The organism is Sphingomonas sp. IBVSS2, from assembly GCF_002127225.1.
Lineage (GTDB): Bacteria > Pseudomonadota > Alphaproteobacteria > Sphingomonadales > Sphingomonadaceae > Sphingomonas.
Genome location: NZ_NFUR01000003.1, coordinates 470,419 through 485,350, shown reverse-complemented (window position 1 = coordinate 485,350; position 14,932 = coordinate 470,419). Strand labels below are relative to the sequence as shown.

The following is a 14,932-nucleotide window of genomic DNA, read 5'->3' as shown; positions in this document are numbered from 1 at the left end:
GGCGGTCGCTTCAAAAATTATTGCGCCCTCGAAAGGGATTGGCGCGTTAGCGCCTCGGGTTCAGTGGCTTGGCGGGTTTTCAGGCGAGATGATGTTCGGGCGGAAGAAGCGGCGGATCGAGCGGTTGCTGGTGGTGGAGGACGAGCCGCTGGTCGCCTTCGACACGGAACATTTCCTGACGGGCGAAGGCTTCGCCGTGGCGGCGACGGTGGACACGGTCGCCGAGGCGTTGCGCGTGATCGCGGCGGATGCCGGGCTGGATCTGGTGCTGGCGGACGTGAGCCTGGCCGATGGCAGCGGTGTGGAGGTGGCGCGTGCGGCGCAGGGGCGTGGACTGCCGGTGCTGTTCGTGACGGGAAGCTTTCCCCAGGAAGCGCGGGCGCTCGCGGCGGGATGCCTCGCCAAACCCTATCCGCAGCGCGACTTGCTCGCGGCGATCACGGCGATCGAGGCAGCGCTGGAGGGAACCCGGGCGCCCAGACGGCTGCCGGGCAGCTTCAGCCTGTTCCTGAGTCCGGCCTAGTAGCGCAGCAGGATCAGCGCTGCGGCGACGACGATCGCCCAGCTCACCGCGCCGATGCCGAGCGCGATCAGCAGCCCGGTGCCGCGCGGCAGGCGGGGTTCGTCGCTGGTTTCGAGCAGTTCCTTGGGCGGCAATCGAAGCGACATCGGGTGATCCTCTCGAACTACCTCATAGGTAGGCGGGAGGCCGGACACGCGAAATCCTGAGGAATTCCTTTCCGGATTCTACCGGATCCTGGCGTTCACCGCATCGTGGAAATGGCGGATGCCGAGTTCGAGCGTGCCGAGCGTCACGCGCTCGATCGCGCCCGAGGCGAGGCCCTGCTGGCCGAGTTCGCAGGCGCGGAAATCCTCCGAGGCGAAGACCCCGCCGTCGAGCAGTTCCCAGCTGCGCTCCCAATGGGCGAGCGCCTTCTCGTTGGCGGGCGGCTCCGGGATCAGCATGAAATCCTCGACCAGCACGCACCCCTCGGACTGGGGCATCAGCACCATCAGGTTGATATAGTCGGGGCTCACCACCAGCACCGTGCCGGGGAACATCTGGTAGGTGTAGGTGATCGCCGCGCGCAGCGTTGCCCAGTCGCTTGAGGAAAGCGCCGCGAGCGCGGCTTCGCGCCCCACTGCCGAGCGCTGGTGCGGGCCGATCGTGTCGGCGGTGGATACGCCGTCCTTGAAGAAGGGCGCGATCGTGTCGGCATGGAGCCGCTGAATGTGATAGCCTTCGAGAAAGGCATCCATGATCAGCTTCCAGTTCGCCTGCACCATATGGGTGCGGCGGCGGAACAGGTGCTGGCCGGCCAGATCGAACGCTTCGAAATCGCGCGCCAGCGTCTCCGCCTCGGCGAAATCGGCTTCCTCGGCGAAGGAAAACCAGATGAGGCCGCCCGCTTCGTGCGTGGGCAGGCGCTTGAGGCCGTACGCGCCCTTGTCGAGACCGGGGAAGGTGTCGGGGCGGGGGAGGCCGATCAGCTTGCCGTCGAGCGCATAGGTCCAGGCATGATAGGGGCAGACCAGGCGCCCGCCCTTCACCGGATCGCAGCCTTCGACGAGGCGGGTGCCGCGATGCCGGCAGACGTTGAGGAAGACATGCGCCTCGCCCGACTTGTCGCGGGTGATCAGCAACGGCTTGCCGAAGCCGTCATGCGGGATCGCCATATTGGGTTCGGGGAGCAACGCGGAGGGGGCGATCACCAGGGGCAGGCGCGCGAAGATGCCGGCCTGCTCGGCGGCGAAACGCTCGGCGCTGGTATAGACCGAGGCCGCGACATGCGCGATCTCGCCCTCGCCGCGCGATCCGCCCCTGGCCAGGGTTCCCGCCAACGCCAATTGTCCTTCGGTCGGCGCGTTCATGCCATGCTCTCCTCTGGCCTTCCCGTTATTTTCGGCTAGTTTCCACCCAACACAGCGAGGGTGCAAGGTGAGCGACAAATTGAAAGGCTGGGCGCTGCTGCGCGCGGCGACGCGCAACCGCAAGACGGCGGCGATGCTGGTGCTGGGATTCGCGTCCGGCCTGCCCTTCGTGCTGCTGATCGGCACGCTCAACGCCTGGCTGGGCGAGCTCAAGGTGAGCCTGGCCACGATCGGCGTGCTCTCGTGGATCGGCCTGGCCTATGCCTTCAAGTTCCTGTGGTCGCCGCTGGTCGACCGGGCGCGGCTGCCGTTGATCGGGCAATTGGGCCGGCGCCGCTCCTGGCTGGTGCTCTGCCAGGCCGGGCTGGCGGTGCTGCTCTGCGGGCTGGCGCTCACCGATCCGCTGACCGCGATCGGCAGCTTTGCCGGCCTGGCGGTGATCGCCGCCTTCCTCTCCGCGACCCAGGACGTCGTGATCGACGCCTGGCGTATCGAGATCGCCGACGAATCGGCGACGGTCGACCTGCTCTCGGCGATCTACCAGCTTGGCAACCGGCTGGCGGCGCTCACCGGCGGCGCCCTGGCGCTGATCCTGGCGGCGCGGGTGAGCTGGCCGACCGTCTATATCGGCTTCGGCGTGGTGATGATCGGCGCGCTGGTGATGACGCTGTTCACGCCCGAGGCCGAGCGCAACGCCGCCGACGAGGCTTCGCCGCTGGCCGGCCATTCGGTGCCCGCCGCGGGCCAGCGTGCCGTCGCGCTGGGGATCGTGGCGGTGTGCTGGGCCTGGGCGATCTACATGCTCGGCAGCTTCATGATCGCAGCGCTGCGCCCGCCGGTGCCTGGCGTGCCGGCGCCGTCTGCGGGGGCGTTCACCCAGGTCTGGGGGCCGTGGATCATCGTCGCGACCGTCATCCTGCCGGCACTGGTCGCGGGCTGGACCAACCGGCTGCCTCGGCACGTAGAAGGCACCGACCTTGCGCCGAGCGCGCTGCGCGCCGCCGCCAACCACAGCTATCGCGCGCTGATCCTGCCGCTCGCCGAGATCGTTCAGCGGCTGCGCTGGGGCGCGATCCTCGTCCTCGCGCTGATCCTGGTCTATCGGATCGCCGATTCGATCTGGGCGCCCTTCGCCTTCCCCTTCTATCTCGATTTCCTCCACTATACGAACGACCAGGTCGCCTTCGCGTCCAAGGTTTTCGGCGTGATCATGACGATCCTGGGCGTGGCGGTCGGCGGGCTGATGCTCGCGTCGATCGGCCGGCTGCCGACCCTGTTGGTGGGCGGCATCGTCGCGGCGGCGTCGAACCTGCTCTATGCCGATCTCGCGCTGGGCGGGCCGTGGATCGACGGGTTCGCGCATCTGTTCCTGCTGGACCATATCGGCATCGAGCCGCGGATGATCCGGTTGATGCTGGCGATTTCGGGCGAGAACATCGCGGGCGGGCTCGCGGGCACCGCCTTCATCGCCTATATCTCCTCGATCACTTCGCGCGAGTACAGCGCGGTGCAATATGCGCTGCTCTCCTCGATGACCTTCCTCGTCGGCGCGCTGGGCCGTGCCGCGGTGGGCGAGGCGATCGAGAAGCACGGCTATGCCAACATCTTCTACGTGACCGCCGGGCTCGGCATGATCGCGGTGGTGCTGGTGCTGATCGAATGGTGGCGCCCGGCGCCGCTGCCCAAGGGCGAGCCGATCGCCTCCACGCCGGAAGGCGCGGGCGCCTGATGCCCTATCTGCTGATCATCGGCTTGCAGGTGGCGTGCATCGTCCATCTGATGCGGCGCGGCGGCAATCCGATGTGGGTAACCGCGCTGATCTTCCTGCCCGTGGTCAGCGCCATCGCCTATTTCTTCGTCGAGATCCTGCCCGGCCTGGGCCAGAACCGCCATGTGCGCACCGTCCGCGCCAAGGCGGTGTCGGCCCTCGATCCCGAGCGCGAGCTGCGCGCCGCCCGCGATGCGCTCGACCTCGCCGACACCGCCGCCAACCGGCTGCGCGTCGCCGACGCGCTGGCCGCGCTCGGCCGCCACGGCGAGGCGGTGGCGCTCTACCGCGAATCGATCCGGATGACCGCGGGCGAGCCCGATGTGCGGACCCAGGGCAAGCTCGCCGACGCGCTCTACGAGACCGGCCAGGGCAAGGAGGCGCTGGCGCTGATCGACGCGGCGCCCGAGCCGCTCAGCCAGAGCGATCGGGATCGCCGGATCCTGTTGCGTGCCAAGCTGCTCGAGCATCTCGGCCGTGCGGAGGAAGCGCTGGAACTCTATGCCGATGTCGTCACCCGCATGCCGGGCGAGGAGGCGCGCTGCCGCTATGCCGCGCTGCTGATCGCGCAGGGCTGGGATCGCAAGGCGCTGGTGGTGCTCGAGGAAGTGGAGAAACGCATGAAGCGCATGGATCGCCAGCAGCGCGCGGCGGAGGCGGACATGTATCGCTGGGCGACGGAGGCGCTGGCGGGGCTGCGTTCGAAGGGCGTGACGGCATGAAGAAGCGCTGGCAGATCGCGCTGCTGGCCCTGGTCCTGTTCGCCGCCGGCGGCTGGGTGTGGGGGTCGCCCTATTACACGCTGTGGCAGATGAAGCACGCGGCCGAGGCACGCGACATCGACGCGCTGGCGCGCCATATCGATTTCCCGATGGTGCGGGAAAGCGTGAAGGCCCAGCTTTCGGCGCGGACGGGCGCCGAGGGCGGCGGCGTGCTGGGGGCGCTGGTTCGTGCCGGGATCGCCGATACGGTGGTCGATGCGGCGGTCTCGCCCGAAGGGATGCGCTTCATCTTCGCGGCGGCGCCATTGGCCGAGACGCCGCGCCCGGACACGATCAAGCTCAAGGCGAACGAAATGCGCTATCGCCGCGTCGCCTTCGGCCGGTTCCTGCTGACCCGCAAGGACGGAGCGGCGCTGGAGTTCCGGCTGCACGGCGCGAACTGGGTGCTGACCGACCTCAGGCTGCCGCCCGACGCGTTTCACTGATCGAGCGCCAGCCCCATATCGGCGAAGCTGTTGGCAAGGGCATGGGCAGTGATCAGCACGCCCGTCGCATCGCGCACGCCCAGCATGTCGGCGAGCAGCACCGCCGAGACCTGGGGCTGGGTGCGCACCCGGCCGAGCACCTGGAGCAGCGCGGACTCCGCCCCGGTCATCCGCGCGCAGCACCAGGGCGCGATCTGGATCGGCCCGGCCGACATCGCCGACATCTCCTGCATCAGCGCGCGCAGCAGCACCAGCGGGCGCCGGAAGCTCTTGCCGAACGCCGTGACGAAGGCGTGCGCGGTGCAGGCGTCATGGATGCCGTGCGCGCCCATCTGGCGCACGCCGAACAGGAGCAGCCGCGCGCCGGGGTCTTCGGGCTGGAGTTCGGGCAGGGCGGTGAGCGTGGCACTGACGGTCATGGGGACTCCGATCGCTGTGATCGGAAATCTTGCGCATTCGCTATTGATAGTCAATCGCAATAGAGCCGTTTGTGGCGGACGGTTTGCCGCAGGCGGGGCACGGCTGCCCGAAGGACCCGTCCATATTCGTTACCTCGTGAAAGCACAGGGCCGTCTCCGGAAGAGGCCGATGGCCAATCGACATCTAGTGGGAAGGGGCTGCTCTCGCGGGGAGGGCGGGAAGGGGATTAGTCGGGCAATTCCCCGTTCGCCTCGAGCACGGTGCCGGCCAGGTATAGCGAGCCCAGCACCAGCACCACCGGCGCGCCGCCTTCGCGGGCGATGGCGGCGAGTGCGCCCGGTACGTCGGGCGCCACCGACGCGTGCGGGATGCCGAGCATCCGCGCCGCTTCGGCAAGTCGTGCCGGCACATGGTGTTCATGTCCCGGGACCGGCACCGCATGCAACCCGGCGGCAAGCTGCGCAAAGGGCGCGAGCAGGCCCTGGGCGTCCTTGTTGGCGAGCATGCCCAGCACGAGCTGCACCGGGCGGCCCCGCGCGAGCTGGGCCAGCGCGGCGCTCACCGCCATGGCGGCGGCTTCATTGTGCCCGCCGTCGAGCCACAATTCGCTGCCCCGGGGCAGGAGGTGAAGCAGCGGCCCGTCACCCAGCTTCTGCATGCGCGCGGGCCAGCGGGCGTTGCGAGGGGCTGCGCCAAGCGCCTCGTCAGGCACGGCCAAGGCCTGCTGGTGCCGCAGCATCGCGATGGCGAGCGAGAGGTTGGCGGGCTGGTGCGGCCCGGCAAGGGCCGGGAGGGGGGTCTCCACCGCGCCGCGGGCATCGCGATAGTGGAGCCGGTCGCCATGGACCTCGAAGTCCCACGCGGCCCCCTGTGCGAACACCGGTGCGCCGGCGGCCGCGACGATCTCGGCGATATGCGGGGCGTAGCGCATCGTCACCAGCGGCACGCCCGGCTTGGCGATGCCCGCCTTCTCCGCGGCGATCTGTTCCAGCGTGTCGCCCAGGAACGCCTGATGGTCGATGCCGAGCTGGGCGATGCCGGTCACTGCCGGCCGCGCCACGACATTGGTGGCATCGAGCCGCCCGCCCAGGCCGACCTCGAGGATCAGCGCATCTGCCGGCACGCGCGCAAAGGCGAGGAAGGCGGCGGCGGTTGTCACTTCGAAGAAGCTCGCGCCGATATCGCCACCAGCATCGAGCACTTCCTCGAGCAGCGGCGCGAGCATGGCGTCTTCGATCAGCGCGCCGGCGAGCCGGATCCGTTCGTTGAAGCGCACGAGATGCGGGCTCGAATAGACATGCGCGCGCATGCCGGCGGCCTCGATCGCGGCGCGCAGAAAGGCGCAGGTGGAGCCCTTGCCGTTGGTGCCTGCGACATGGAGCACCGGCGGCAGCGCCAGTTGCGGGTTGCCGATGCGCTCGAGCAGCCGCGTGATGCGCTCGAGCCCGAGGATATCGGCACCGGGCGAGAGCGCGCCCAGCCGGTCGAGCTGGCGCTGGACCTGCGGGTCTGAGGAAGTCGCGTGGTCGGCCATCACTTCCTCTCCCTGTTCGGGAAGAGGGCCGGAGAGAGAGGGAATGCGAAGAGCTGGCGATTCATGCCCCTCTCCCTAGCCCTCTCCCCGCCGACGGGGAGAGGGAAAATGCATCACGCCGCCTTCTTCCCCTCGCACAGCAGCCCGATCAGCTGGCCGAGCGTCGCGCGCAGTTCCTTGCGATGGGTGACCATGTCGATCAGCCCGTGCTCGCGATAATATTCCGAGGTCTGGAAGTCGTCGGGCAGCTTCTCGCGGATCGTGTTCTCGATCACGCGGCGGCCGGTGAAGGCGAGCGTGGCGCGCGGCTCGGCGATCTGGACGTCGCCCAGCATCGCATAGGCTGCCATCACCCCGCCCGAGGTCGGGTCGGTCAGCACGACGATATAGGGCAGGCCCGCATCGTGGAGCATCTCGATCGCCACGGTGGTGCGCGGCATCTGCATCAGCGAGAGGATGCCTTCCTGCATGCGCGCGCCGCCCGAGGCAGTGAAGGCGATATAGGGCGCCCGCGCCGCGATCGCCGCCTCGACGCCCTGGATGAACGCCTCGCCCACGGCCTGGCCCATCGAGCCGCCCATGAAGGCGAAATCCTGCACGCCGATCACCGCCTTGCGGCCGAGGATCGTGCCCGAGGCGTTGAGGAACGCGTCCTGCTCGCCGGTGCTGGTCCGCGCCGCCTTGAGGCGCGCCGGATAGGGCTTCTGGTCGCGGAACTTGAGCGGATCCTCGGCCACCCTGGGACTGGGCAGCACGGTGTAGCTGCCCTCGTCGAACAGATACTGGAAGCGCTCGGCCGGGCCGATGCGATCGTGGTGATCGCAATGCGGGCAGACATGCTGGTTGGCCTCCAGCTCTTTCATGAAGGTCATCTGCCCGCATCCCTTGCACTTGTGCCAGAGATTGTCGGGGGTTTCCTTCTTCGGGGTGAAGGCCAGGACGTTGCGGACGCGATCGATCCAGCTCATGCGACTTCTTTCCTTGCGGCTTCCACGGCCGTCTTGAGGGAGCGGATATAGGCTCGGACGTGCTCCGGCGCATCTACTCCATGTTTTCCAACCAGGTCCACGATCGCGGAACCGACGACGACGCCGTCGGCCACCCGGGCGATCGCCTCGGCCTGCTCCGGCGTGCGGACGCCGAAGCCGACCGCCACGGGCAGGTCGGTCGCGGCCTTGAGCCGCGCGACGGCATCCTCGATCGAGGCCTGGGCGGCCTGTTGCAGCCCGGTGATCCCGGCGACCGAGACATAATAGAGGAACCCGCTCGCACCTTCGAGGACCGCCGGCAGGCGCGCGGCATCGGTGGTGGGCGTGGCGAGGCGGATCACGTCGATCCCGTTCGCCGCGAAGGGCGCGACCTCGCCGGCTTCCTCGGGCGGGATGTCGACGATGATCACGCCGTCCGCGCCGGCCCGGGCCGCCGCTTCGGCAAAGGCCGTGGGGGTGGGGCGCGTCATCGTGTTGGCATAGCCCATCAGCACCAGCGGCACGTTCGGATGCCGCGCGCGGAAGCCTTCGACGATCGCCAGCACGTCGACGGTGCGCGTGCCCTTGGCGAGCGCGCGCAGGTTCGCCGCCTGGATCGCCGGGCCGTCGGCCATCGGATCGGTGAAGGGCATGCCCAGCTCGATCACGTCCGCACCGCCCGCGACGAGCGCGTCCAGGTTGGCGGCCGTGTCGCCGTCGCCCGCGGTGATGAAGGTAACCAGCGCGGCACGGTCGGCCGGAAAGGCGTTGGCGAGGCGATCAGCCATGTCGATTTACCTTATACCCGTCGTCGCGGTCGCCATAGTGCGGCACCTTCGGGCGGCGCTCGAACCAGGTCACGATGCGCATGAGCACGACGAAGATCGTCGACCAGATAATGGCTTCGAGCAGTTTTTCCTGAAACATCGTTCGGTAGCCGGTTAACGCCGAGTCGAACGTCTGGCCGTTCCACAGGGTCGCGATTAGCGAATAGGGAAACAGTCGCAACACGACGAGGACAACAAATAGGATCGGCGTAGTGACGAGCTCACGTCGCAATGACGCGCTCACAGCTCGAACCCCAGCGCATCGGCCACCGTGAAGATGTCCTTGTCGCCCCGGCCCGAGACGTTGACCACGATGATCTGATCCTCGCGCATTTCCCGCGCCTTGGCTTCCAGAGCTGCCAGCGCGTGCGCGCTTTCCAGCGCCGGGATGATCCCCTCCAGCTTGCAGCAGAGCTGGAAGGCGTCGAGCGCCTGCTGGTCGGTAACGGGCAAATACGCGACCCGGCCGCTCTCGTGCAGCCAGCTATGCTCGGGGCCGATGCCCGGATAGTCCAGCCCCGCCGAGATCGAATGCGCCTCGGTGATCTGGCCGTCCTCGTCCTGGAGCAGATAGGTGCGGTTGCCGTGCAGGATGCCGGGCGCGCCGCCGGTCAGGCTGGCAGCATGCTGGCCGGTCTCGATGCCGTGCCCGGCGGCCTCGACGCCGATCATCGCCACATCGGCATCGTCGAGGAACGGATGGAACAGCCCGATCGCGTTCGATCCGCCGCCCACCGCGGCGATCAGCAGGTCGGGCAGGCGCCCCTCGGCCTTCTGGATCTGTTCGCGTGCCTCGGTGCCGATCACGCTCTGGAAGTCGCGGACCAGTTCGGGATAGGGGTGGGGGCCCGCCGCCGTGCCGATGATGTAGAAGGTGTCGTGGACGTTCGCGACCCAGTCCCGAAGCGCCTCGTTCATCGCGTCCTTGAGCGTCTCGGCCCCGCTCGTCACCGGATGCACCTCGGCACCGAGCAGTTTCATGCGGAAGACGTTGGGCTTTTGCCGTTCGACGTCCTTGGCGCCCATGAAGATCACGCAGGGCAGGCCGAACCGCGCCGCGACGGTGGCGGTGGCGACGCCGTGCTGGCCCGCGCCGGTCTCGGCGATGATCCGCGTCTTGCCCATCCGCCGGGCGAGCAGGATCTGGCCGATGCAGTTGTTGATCTTGTGCGCGCCGGTGTGGTTCAGTTCCTCGCGCTTGAAATAGATCTTCGCACCCATGCCCGGCGCGGCGCCTTCGCGATAATGCTCGGTCAGCCGCTCGGCGAAATAGAGCGGGCTCGGCCGGCCGACATAATGCTCCAGCAGGTCGTCGAACTCGGCCTGGAAGGCGGGATCGGCCTTGGCCGCGCGATATTCGCGCTCGAGGTCGAGGATCAGCGGCATCAGCGTCTCGGCGACGAAGCGGCCGCCGAACTGGCCGAAATGCCCGTGCTCGTCGGGAAGATTGCGCAGGCTGTTGGGCAGCGTGGTGGTGTCGGTCATTGCGTCTCTCATGGGTTCGGATGGCGGAGGCTGGCTCGGGAGCTAGCGATCAGCGCCATCGAAATCCGATGCGGACAGGTGCGAACGGCCTCAACATTGCGCCACCGCTTGGAGGAATGCGGCGATCTTGGCAACATCCTTGACGCCTGGCGCGCTCTCTACCCCGGAGGAGACATCGACCAACCTGGCGCCGGTGATGCCCGCCGCCTCGCGGACATTGCCGGCATCGAGCCCGCCGGAAAGCGCCCAGGGCAGCGGCTGGGGAATGTACTCGAGCAGCTTCCAGTCGAAGCGCAGGCCCATGCCGCCCGGCAGCGCGGCGCCGTCGGGAGTCTTGGCGTCATAGAGGATGCGGTCGGCCGCGCCGCGATAGGCTGCCGCCTGGTCCATATCGGCGCGGGTCTTCACCGCCACTGCGGCCCAGACCGGCACGCGCATGCGGATAGCGGCGGCGCGATCGGGGGCAGTCTTGTGGAGTTGCACCGCCTGGATGCCGGTGGCTAGCGCCGCGGAGAGCAGCGCCTCGTCGGGATCGACGAACACGCCGACCGTGCCGACATGCCCCGGGACGCGCCGGATCAGCGCCCGCGCCTGGTCGAAGTCCAGATTGCGCGGCGAGGGCGGGAAGAACACGAAGCCGACATGGCTCGCGCCGCCGGCAATGGCGGCATCGAGCGTCTCGGGCGTGGACAGGCCGCAGATCTTGGCGGTAACGGGCATGCGCGAGCCTTAGGGCGATAAGGCCGCGACGTCACCAGCCAGGGCCGCTAAGAAATTCTATGGCCGAACGCATTCTCGTCATCGGATCGCCCGGCAGCGGCAAATCGACGCTCGCGCGCCAGCTCGGCGCGCGGACCGGGCTGCCCGTCCATCATCTCGACCAGCTCTACTGGCGACCGGGCTGGGTCGAGCCGGATGCGGAGACATGGCGGGAACAGGTAAGCGCGCTGGCCGCCGGCCCGCGCTGGATCATCGACGGAACCTATGCCGGCACGCTGCCCGCCCGCCTTGCCGCCGCGGACAAGGTGGTGCTGCTTGACCTGTCGCCGCTGCGCTGTTTCTGGCGCGTGATCCGCAGGATCATCGGCCAGTTCGGCAAGGTGCGCCCGGACATGGCCGAGGGCTGTCCCGAGCGCTTCGACCTTGGCTTTCTCGGTTATGTCCTGTTGTTCCGCCTCCGGACCCTGCCGCGCGTCGAGGCGATGCTGGAAGGCTATTCCGGCGAATTCGTCTGGCTCGGCAATCGTCGCGAGATCGCCGATTTCCTGAAGGACTTCAGAGGTCCTTGACCAGCACGTCCATGAACAGCGGCGGATCGAGCGGGATCACGAAATCGCGCTTCTCGCCCGAGTTCGCATAGCCGCGGCGCGTATAATAGGCGATCAGCTCGGTGCGGGCGTCGATCACCGTCATCTCCATCCGCACGGTGCCGAACGCCTCGCGCGCGCAGTCCTCCGCCGCCGCGACCAGCCGCTTGCCGAGCCCGCCGGCCTGAAGCAGCGGATCGACGCAGAGCAACCCGAGATAGGCGAGGCGGCCGCCCTTGTCGGTGATCTGGACGCAGCCGATCGGGCCATTGTCGCCCAGCGCCACCAGCAGCCGCTGGGCGGGATCGGCCAGGATCGCCTCCAGCGTCGCCAGCTCGGTGCGACTGCCCTCGGGGATCAGGTCGGCCTCATGCGTCCAGCCCCCGCGCGCCGCGTCCCCGCGATAGGCGCGTTCGATCACGGGGTGGAGCGCCGGCAGGTCGTCGGGGGTGGCAAGGCGGATCGTCGGCGCGTCGGACATGGCGGGCTCTGTCGGATGCCGGGGCGGCTTTGGCAAGCGCCTACTCCGCCGCCCGCGCATCGAAGGCGGCGCGGGACGCCTCGATCCGCGCCAGATTGCGTGCCGCCCACACCCATACGCCGCAGAATGCCTCGGCCAGGCTGCCGCCAAGGTCGGTGAGCCGGTACTCCACCCGTGGCGGGATCACCGGATGAACGGTGCGGATCAGCAGCCCGTCGCGCTCCATCTGGCGCACCGTCTGGGTGAGCATCTTCTGGCTGATCCCGCCGCATTCGGCGCGCAGCTTCGAGAAGCGCAGCTCGCCATGCTCGGCGAGCGCCTCGAGCACGATCATCGTCCATTTGTCGGCGACGCGGCCGATGATCTCGGTGACGAGCGCTTCCACCCGAGGGTCGAGGTCGGGATAGTGATGGGGGTCGTAATCGGCCATGGTTTCCAGAAGGTGTGTATGAATATTTTGGGTGCCTACTCCCTATTAGGTACCATGATACGATATCCAGCGTCCAGACATTCACGGAAAGGATCCGAACATGGACATGACCGGCAACACCATCCTGATCACCGGCGGCGGCTCGGGCATCGGCCGCGCGCTCGCCGAGGCGCTGCATGCGCGGGGCAACAAGGTGATCGTCTCGGGCCGTCGCGCGAGCGCGCTCGAGGACGTCGCCGCTGCCAATCCGGGCATCGCCACCGCGACGCTGGACGTGGCCGATGCCGACGACATCGCCCGCTTCGCCCGCGAGATCGTTGCGGCGCATCCGGCGCTGAACGTGGTGCTCCACAATGCCGGGATCATGCAGGCGGAGAAGCTCGTCGCGCCGGGATCGGACCTGGCCATCGGCGAGGCGACGATCGCCACCAATTTGCTCGGGCCGCTGCGCCTCAATGCCGCGCTGCTCCCGCACCTGCTGGCCCGTCCCAGGGCGGCGGTGCTGACCGTCAGTTCGGGCCTCGCCTTCGTCCCGCTCACGGCCACGCCCACCTATTCGGCGACCAAGGCGGCGATCCACAGCTGGACCCAGTCGCTGCGCCACCAGCTGAAGGGCACCAATGTCGAAGTGATCGAGATCGCCCCGCCGGCCGTGGCGACCGACCTGATGCCCGGCCATGCCGAGAACCCCAATTCGATGCCGCTCGCCGACTATATCGCCGAGACCCTGGCCCAGCTGGAGGCGGGGGCGGCCGAGAACCTGACCGAGCGCGTGAAGTTCCTGCGCTTCGCCGAGGCGCGCGGCGACTATGAGCAGGTGTTCGCGCTGCTCAACGACGGCACTCACTGATTGCTGGCGACCCAGCTGTTGGCGGGCAGGAAGGCGTCGCTCAGGCCGTAATTGCCCTTGCAATAGCGCTTGCAGCCCGCTGACGCGGTCGTGTCGATCCGAGTGACATGGCCGCTGGCGTCGCGCGTCAGGGTGAAGTCGATCCTGCACGCGCCGGCGGCCCAGCTCGCCTTGGCTGGTGTGGCGAGCGTGGCGATCGCGCCGGCCTCGCCGTCGCTGGCCGGCAGCTTGCAGAGCGGCTTGCCCTCGAGATCGCGGCTTAGCCCGAAATCGAACTGTCTCGCGTCGATATGGTTGATCGTCAGCTGGGCAACGTCGGCGGTCTTGTAGCTGGCTTCCCACAGCTCCTCGCTGAAGCTGCGCAGGGAATCGCGCTGCACGGCATAGTCGCGCTCCACCGAGGCGGGATCGCAGGCCTTGGCGCAGCGGGTGCGCAGGATCTGCTGCCAGTCGCGCTGCTGCCCGCGAAAGCCCTGCTTGTCGAACAGGAGCCCGAGCTTCGCCTTGTAGAGCGCGGCGACTTCGCCATCGAGCGCGCGCAGCTTCGGGCTGGCGCAGATCGTCTTTTCCAGCGGGTGGCTGGCCCTGGCGCAGTCGAAACTGGCCGATTGCGGCGGAGAGGCGGCATGAAGACCGAAACATGCGAGGAAAAGGGCGAAGAGTCCGAAACCCGCGATCCGTATCATCACTGCCTCCTGCTATAGCGTCGCCTCGATCTCGCGTGCGGCCAGGTCGGGATCCTGGGCCTGGGTAATGGGGCGGCCGACCACCAGGATCGAGGCGCCGGCATCGAGCGCGGCGCGCGGCGTGACCACGCGCTTCTGGTCGCCCACCGTGCCGTTCGCCGGGCGGACGCCGGGAATGACGAAGAAGCCATCGCGCCAAAGCGCCTTGGCGGCAGCAACTTCGTTGCCCGAGCAGACGATGCCGTCGACGCCCGCCGACCTGGCGAGCTCGGTCAGGCGCATCACCTGCTCGTGCGGATCCGGCTTGAGGCCGATCGAGACCAGGTCGCTGTCGTCCAGGCTGGTGAGCATCGTCACCGCGACCACCTTGGTGCCCGCGGGCGCGGCTGCCTTGGCGTCCTCGAGCATGGCGCGGCCACCCGCGGCGTGAACGGTCAGGATCGCGGGCTCGAGCGGGCGCAGCGCCTGGATCGCCTTGGCGACGGTATTGGGAATGTCGTGGAACTTGAGGTCGAGGAAGATCGGCAGGCCGATCTCGTGCATCTCGTGCACGCCGGCACGGCCGTTCGCCATGAAGAATTCGAGGCCGAGCTTGATCCCGCCGACATGCGCCTTCACCCGCGTGGCGATGGCCCTGGCGCGTTCCAGGTCCGGCGTGTCGATTGCGACATAGACCGGGCTCATAGCGGATCTCCCAGCGGCAGGGCCGTCTGAGGCGGGATCGGCACGGGCATGGGTCCGGCCGGCGGCTCGGGCATCGCGTTGATCGCGCGCAGATCGTTCAGCGCGCGCTCCAGCCCGGTGATCCGCTGGCGCATCCGCCAGCGCAGCGCATGATAGGCGAGCAGCACGGGCAGCAGCCCGGCGAGGAAGACGAGGATCAGCAGCAGCGGCAGGCTGAAATCGGCAATGAGGCCGCTCCACAGGTGCACGTTCACGCGCTCGTCGCCATTATAGATCACGAAGCCAGCGACAAGGCCGCCCAGCAACAGCCAGAACAGCACCTTCAGAAACCGCATTCCTCTCCCTTCCTGCGTGAGGCGGAGCGGACTTTAGGGCGGGTGGGCCATTTTGGCCAGACTCTCGCTCCCCATCCC

Annotated in this window: 20 protein-coding genes; 6 read left to right on the top strand and 14 right to left on the bottom strand. The window is 68.3% G+C overall.

Features of this window, described 5'->3' with window-relative positions:
• The first annotated feature begins 88 nt into the window (after nt 1-88).
• On the top strand, nt 89-523 hold the full coding sequence (locus tag CAP40_RS12565; RefSeq protein WP_086129847.1) for a response regulator: 435 nt from the start codon (nt 89-91) through the stop codon (nt 521-523).
• Here CAP40_RS12565 and CAP40_RS20475 read toward each other — a convergent pair.
• Both CAP40_RS20475 and CAP40_RS12560 read right to left on the bottom strand, forming a co-directional pair.
• Nucleotides 520-669: a hypothetical protein gene (locus tag CAP40_RS20475; protein WP_179188130.1), complete on the bottom strand. Its 150-nt coding sequence runs from the start codon at nt 667-669 to the stop codon at nt 520-522. The genes CAP40_RS12565 and CAP40_RS20475 overlap by 4 nt on opposite strands.
• A 78-nt stretch (nt 670-747) precedes the next feature.
• Nucleotides 748-1,872, bottom strand: coding sequence for an aromatic ring-hydroxylating dioxygenase subunit alpha (locus CAP40_RS12560; RefSeq protein WP_086129846.1), 1,125 nt, complete (start codon nt 1,870-1,872; stop codon nt 748-750).
• A 67-nt stretch (nt 1,873-1,939) separates the two neighbouring features.
• Here CAP40_RS12560 and CAP40_RS12555 point away from each other — a divergent pair, with 67 nt between their 5' ends.
• The 3 genes from CAP40_RS12555 to CAP40_RS12545 are packed head-to-tail and all read left to right on the top strand — an operon-like array spanning nt 1,940 to nt 4,847.
• The gene (locus tag CAP40_RS12555; protein WP_086129845.1) at nt 1,940-3,601 is read left to right on the top strand and encodes an MFS transporter; all 1,662 of its coding nucleotides are present in this window, start codon (nt 1,940-1,942) and stop codon (nt 3,599-3,601) included.
• Nucleotides 3,601-4,362, top strand: a complete 762-nt coding sequence (locus CAP40_RS12550) for a tetratricopeptide repeat protein (RefSeq protein WP_144034340.1) — start codon at nt 3,601-3,603, stop codon at nt 4,360-4,362. The genes CAP40_RS12555 and CAP40_RS12550 overlap by 1 nt, the downstream gene beginning before the upstream one ends.
• Nucleotides 4,359-4,847 carry a DUF2939 domain-containing protein gene (locus CAP40_RS12545; protein ID WP_086129843.1) on the top strand — a complete coding sequence of 163 codons (489 nt, stop codon included), beginning with the start codon at nt 4,359-4,361 and terminating at the stop codon, nt 4,845-4,847. Before CAP40_RS12550 ends, CAP40_RS12545 begins: the two co-directional genes overlap by 4 nt.
• Here the strand turns inward: CAP40_RS12545 and CAP40_RS12540 are convergent.
• The 7 genes from CAP40_RS12540 to CAP40_RS12510 all read right to left on the bottom strand — a co-directional run bounded on the left by CAP40_RS12540 (nt 4,841) and on the right by CAP40_RS12510 (nt 10,801).
• Nucleotides 4,841-5,266: a DUF6628 family protein gene (locus tag CAP40_RS12540; protein WP_086129842.1), complete on the bottom strand. Its 426-nt coding sequence runs from the start codon at nt 5,264-5,266 to the stop codon at nt 4,841-4,843. The genes CAP40_RS12545 and CAP40_RS12540 overlap by 7 nt on opposite strands.
• A 227-nt stretch (nt 5,267-5,493) precedes the next feature.
• Complete coding sequence (locus CAP40_RS12535; RefSeq protein WP_086129841.1) at nt 5,494-6,801, bottom strand: folylpolyglutamate synthase/dihydrofolate synthase family protein; 1,308 nt, start codon at nt 6,799-6,801, stop codon at nt 5,494-5,496.
• Between the two features lie 113 nt (nt 6,802-6,914).
• A complete protein-coding gene (gene accD / locus CAP40_RS12530) occupies nt 6,915-7,769 on the bottom strand; it encodes an acetyl-CoA carboxylase, carboxyltransferase subunit beta (protein ID WP_086129840.1) in 855 nt (284 codons plus the stop codon).
• Nucleotides 7,766-8,557, bottom strand: a complete 792-nt coding sequence (gene trpA / locus CAP40_RS12525; protein ID WP_086129839.1) for a tryptophan synthase subunit alpha — start codon at nt 8,555-8,557, stop codon at nt 7,766-7,768. Before trpA ends, accD begins: the two co-directional genes overlap by 4 nt.
• Nucleotides 8,550-8,828 (bottom strand): hypothetical protein, encoded by a 279-nt coding sequence (locus CAP40_RS12520; protein WP_144034339.1) that lies wholly within the window; start codon nt 8,826-8,828, stop codon nt 8,550-8,552. Before CAP40_RS12520 ends, trpA begins: the two co-directional genes overlap by 8 nt.
• Nucleotides 8,829-8,836: 8 nt before the next feature.
• Nucleotides 8,837-10,081 carry a tryptophan synthase subunit beta gene (trpB, locus tag CAP40_RS12515; protein ID WP_086129837.1) on the bottom strand — a complete coding sequence of 415 codons (1,245 nt, stop codon included), beginning with the start codon at nt 10,079-10,081 and terminating at the stop codon, nt 8,837-8,839.
• A 90-nt stretch (nt 10,082-10,171) separates the two neighbouring features.
• A complete protein-coding gene (locus tag CAP40_RS12510) occupies nt 10,172-10,801 on the bottom strand; it encodes a phosphoribosylanthranilate isomerase (RefSeq protein WP_086129836.1) in 630 nt (209 codons plus the stop codon).
• A 59-nt stretch (nt 10,802-10,860) separates the two neighbouring features.
• Between CAP40_RS12510 and CAP40_RS12505 the strand changes: the two genes are divergently transcribed.
• Nucleotides 10,861-11,370 carry an adenylate kinase gene (locus CAP40_RS12505; protein WP_086129835.1) on the top strand — a complete coding sequence of 170 codons (510 nt, stop codon included), beginning with the start codon at nt 10,861-10,863 and terminating at the stop codon, nt 11,368-11,370.
• Here the strand turns inward: CAP40_RS12505 and CAP40_RS12500 are convergent.
• Together CAP40_RS12500 and CAP40_RS12495 are read right to left on the bottom strand one after the other, a co-directional pair.
• Nucleotides 11,357-11,869: a GNAT family N-acetyltransferase gene (locus CAP40_RS12500; protein WP_086129834.1), complete on the bottom strand. Its 513-nt coding sequence runs from the start codon at nt 11,867-11,869 to the stop codon at nt 11,357-11,359. The genes CAP40_RS12505 and CAP40_RS12500 overlap by 14 nt on opposite strands.
• Before the next feature lie 40 nt (nt 11,870-11,909).
• Nucleotides 11,910-12,299 (bottom strand): helix-turn-helix domain-containing protein, encoded by a 390-nt coding sequence (locus tag CAP40_RS12495; protein WP_086129833.1) that lies wholly within the window; start codon nt 12,297-12,299, stop codon nt 11,910-11,912.
• Nucleotides 12,300-12,399: 100 nt separating this feature from the next.
• Here CAP40_RS12495 and CAP40_RS12490 point away from each other — a divergent pair, with 100 nt between their 5' ends.
• Nucleotides 12,400-13,149: an SDR family oxidoreductase gene (locus tag CAP40_RS12490; protein ID WP_086129832.1), complete on the top strand. Its 750-nt coding sequence runs from the start codon at nt 12,400-12,402 to the stop codon at nt 13,147-13,149.
• Here the strand turns inward: CAP40_RS12490 and CAP40_RS12485 are convergent.
• From CAP40_RS12485 to CAP40_RS12475, 3 genes are read right to left on the bottom strand one after another with little or no spacing between them, the layout of a single operon-like run.
• Nucleotides 13,143-13,835 (bottom strand): lysozyme inhibitor LprI family protein, encoded by a 693-nt coding sequence (locus CAP40_RS12485; RefSeq protein ID WP_086129831.1) that lies wholly within the window; start codon nt 13,833-13,835, stop codon nt 13,143-13,145. The two genes, CAP40_RS12490 and CAP40_RS12485, sit on opposite strands and share 7 nt — an antisense overlap.
• 12 nt (nt 13,836-13,847) lie before the next feature.
• Nucleotides 13,848-14,519 (bottom strand): orotidine-5'-phosphate decarboxylase, encoded by a 672-nt coding sequence (gene pyrF, locus CAP40_RS12480; RefSeq protein WP_086129830.1) that lies wholly within the window; start codon nt 14,517-14,519, stop codon nt 13,848-13,850.
• Nucleotides 14,516-14,854 carry a lipopolysaccharide assembly protein LapA domain-containing protein gene (locus tag CAP40_RS12475; RefSeq protein WP_086129829.1) on the bottom strand — a complete coding sequence of 113 codons (339 nt, stop codon included), beginning with the start codon at nt 14,852-14,854 and terminating at the stop codon, nt 14,516-14,518. Before CAP40_RS12475 ends, pyrF begins: the two co-directional genes overlap by 4 nt.
• Nucleotides 14,855-14,932 lie beyond the last annotated feature (78 nt).

Bases quoted from the DNA above. Each gene is read 5' to 3' on its own strand.
- CAP40_RS12565 (WP_086129847.1), top strand. From the start codon at position 89: ATGATGTTCGGGCGGAAGAAGCGGCGGATCGAGCGGTTGCTGGTGGTG.
- CAP40_RS20475 (WP_179188130.1), bottom strand. From the start codon at position 669: ATGTCGCTTCGATTGCCGCCCAAGGAACTGCTCGAAACCAGCGACGAA.
- CAP40_RS12560 (WP_086129846.1), bottom strand. From the start codon at position 1,872: ATGAACGCGCCGACCGAAGGACAATTGGCGTTGGCGGGAACCCTGGCC.
- CAP40_RS12550 (WP_144034340.1), top strand. From the start codon at position 3,601: ATGCCCTATCTGCTGATCATCGGCTTGCAGGTGGCGTGCATCGTCCAT.
- CAP40_RS12545 (WP_086129843.1), top strand. From the start codon at position 4,359: ATGAAGAAGCGCTGGCAGATCGCGCTGCTGGCCCTGGTCCTGTTCGCC.
- CAP40_RS12540 (WP_086129842.1), bottom strand. From the start codon at position 5,266: ATGACCGTCAGTGCCACGCTCACCGCCCTGCCCGAACTCCAGCCCGAA.
- CAP40_RS12535 (WP_086129841.1), bottom strand. From the start codon at position 6,801: ATGGCCGACCACGCGACTTCCTCAGACCCGCAGGTCCAGCGCCAGCTC.
- accD (WP_086129840.1), bottom strand. From the start codon at position 7,769: ATGAGCTGGATCGATCGCGTCCGCAACGTCCTGGCCTTCACCCCGAAG.
- trpA (WP_086129839.1), bottom strand. From the start codon at position 8,557: ATGGCTGATCGCCTCGCCAACGCCTTTCCGGCCGACCGTGCCGCGCTG.
- trpB (WP_086129837.1), bottom strand. From the start codon at position 10,081: ATGACCGACACCACCACGCTGCCCAACAGCCTGCGCAATCTTCCCGAC.
- CAP40_RS12510 (WP_086129836.1), bottom strand. From the start codon at position 10,801: ATGCCCGTTACCGCCAAGATCTGCGGCCTGTCCACGCCCGAGACGCTC.
- CAP40_RS12505 (WP_086129835.1), top strand. From the start codon at position 10,861: ATGGCCGAACGCATTCTCGTCATCGGATCGCCCGGCAGCGGCAAATCG.
- CAP40_RS12500 (WP_086129834.1), bottom strand. From the start codon at position 11,869: ATGTCCGACGCGCCGACGATCCGCCTTGCCACCCCCGACGACCTGCCG.
- CAP40_RS12495 (WP_086129833.1), bottom strand. From the start codon at position 12,299: ATGGCCGATTACGACCCCCATCACTATCCCGACCTCGACCCTCGGGTG.
- CAP40_RS12490 (WP_086129832.1), top strand. From the start codon at position 12,400: ATGGACATGACCGGCAACACCATCCTGATCACCGGCGGCGGCTCGGGC.
- CAP40_RS12485 (WP_086129831.1), bottom strand. From the start codon at position 13,835: ATGATACGGATCGCGGGTTTCGGACTCTTCGCCCTTTTCCTCGCATGT.
- pyrF (WP_086129830.1), bottom strand. From the start codon at position 14,519: ATGAGCCCGGTCTATGTCGCAATCGACACGCCGGACCTGGAACGCGCC.
- CAP40_RS12475 (WP_086129829.1), bottom strand. From the start codon at position 14,854: ATGCGGTTTCTGAAGGTGCTGTTCTGGCTGTTGCTGGGCGGCCTTGTC.